Genomic DNA, 1,996 nt, shown 5'->3' with positions numbered 1-1,996 from the left:
TGACGTTGATTTTTTAACTGCCATGTTTTCTAAATTTTAATTATTGATTCACAATTATTTATTGAAGCTTGATGCTTCCTAAATCTTCTTTATTGGTAGTTTTCTTAGGGGATGACTTCCGTTTAGCCGGAGTGCTGTCTTTTTTGCGGAACATGAGATAAGCTCCTGTACCTAAAAGGGCTGCAACACCTAAACCGATACCGACTTTTGCCCCTTTGCTCAGTTTCTTTTTGCCTGATGCAGTAGGATTCGTTGTAGTTGATTGTGGTGTGTAGTTCCCGGATTTCATAATGGGTTGTGGAGTGTAACTGCCTGATTGTGGCATGATACTATTTGATGGAGGCATCACGCTGTTTGTTGGTGGAGCATAAGCCTCGGTTGTTGGAGCTGCCTGATTGGTAAATTGAGATACCGCTTCTGTTGCAGGAGCTGCTTTTTTGAATTTACTCTTAACCTTTGTAAAGATGTTTTTGATAGGCTTTAACCAGCTTCCAATTTTTGCCAACACACCACTAGCTGCGGTTACTGAGGCTGCTGTGGCAACAGCACCCATATTGCCCAATTCTGCCAATTCGCCAATGGCTTCCAAACCTTTCAAATCGGCAAGCAAACCGTCAATTCCTTTAAGTGAGAAGTCGGAACTCTTTTGCTTTGCACCTTTCAGGATTGCTTTTCTAAGGTTGGATTCTTTACCCTGTAAACCTTTAAATAGCTTACGAACCTTGCCATGTGTCTTTTTCAGTTTGGCATGTTTTGCCGGGTCGATGTTGTATTTGCTTGCAAGTTCATCAGGTAAATAAGCGTATTGAAGCTTCTTAGCTATACCGAACATGTTTAAGCGTAAGGCTGCCAATAATCCGCCTCTAATTGCGATAGATAGAGGATTAAATCTTACAATTGCCTTAACTACTTTCTTGGCTACTTTGCCAATCTTTTTACCGACACGTTTTATTGCTTTGAAGAATCGACCTCTACGTCTTTTTCTTCTTCCCAAGCCGTCCATTTTATCGTCCAGCTCATCTAATTCAGCCAATCCCTGGATGGCTTCTGAATCGTATTTTATCAGACCTTTTTCGGCAAGCTTTTCTTCAATATCCGATAGCTTGTCCAATACGGCATCACGCTGTGGAGTATTCCAAAACTTGATTGCCTGGTCCAACATGGAAATGAATTGGTCAGGGTTTTGGACGTGAGCCATTTTATCCTTGTTATCCCGATTTTTTAAAAGATAATTCCGGGTACGGACTAAATAGTTGTAGGTGGCATCTTCCGCATCACCCAAGCCGTTTATGGCATCGTCAAAGTCAACACCTGAAACAATGGCAATAAGGTCTTCATGGTTGGCTTGTGCCTGATGACCACCAGCTAAATCAATACCTGATAAAACTGATATTGGTAAACCTAAAGCACTTGTGCCTGTGATACCATCAATACCTCGAAGCCCTGCCAATTGCAATGGTGACATATCAAAATCAGACCGTTCAAAGCTGTATGGCTTTTGATAATCGAACTTTGATAGAACAGGGTCAATAACAATTTCATCTTCGGAATCACCAACGGCAGGAACAATCACATAGATATGCTGAAAGTTCTTTTTACCGTCATACTTGGTAATACGGAGCTTGAAGGGAATACCCAAACACTTTAAAAGCGAACCCACAAAAATGCTGTAATCATCACAGTCAATCCCTGCATCTGATTTGCCTTTCTGTTTGAATTTGATTTGTCCGTCTAACCAGGAACGTGATGGAGTACGGAGCTGTTCCGTTCCGTCATCATCTTTATGGTACTGCAAATAGTTGTATGAAAAGTTGAAGATGTTTCGGCAAGTTTCTTTGAGAGAATCACCTTGCAGCATACTTGCCAGTTCCTCGACTTCCCGAAAATGTGTACCGATAATGTCAATACAACTTTCAACGGTTTCAATTACGTTGCCGTTTTTTATAAATGTGTCCTGTCCGTTTGCCTTTTTTATAAGGTGGTTGAAACGTTTACC

1 protein-coding gene is annotated in these 1,996 nt (G+C 41.1%); it reads right to left on the bottom strand.

Annotation, left to right across the window (positions count from 1 at the left end; genetic code table 11):
* Window positions 1–58 precede the first annotated feature (58 nt).
* On the bottom strand, window positions 59–1,996 hold a 1,938-nt coding region (locus J1N10_RS21455), incomplete at its 5' end, for a hypothetical protein (RefSeq protein WP_262328645.1).

It is taken from the genome of Carboxylicivirga litoralis, from assembly GCF_025499605.1.
GTDB lineage: Bacteria > Bacteroidota > Bacteroidia > Bacteroidales > Marinilabiliaceae > Carboxylicivirga > Carboxylicivirga litoralis.
Note: the sequence above shows the minus strand (reverse complement) of the source record. Positions and strands in the feature narration are given on the sequence as shown.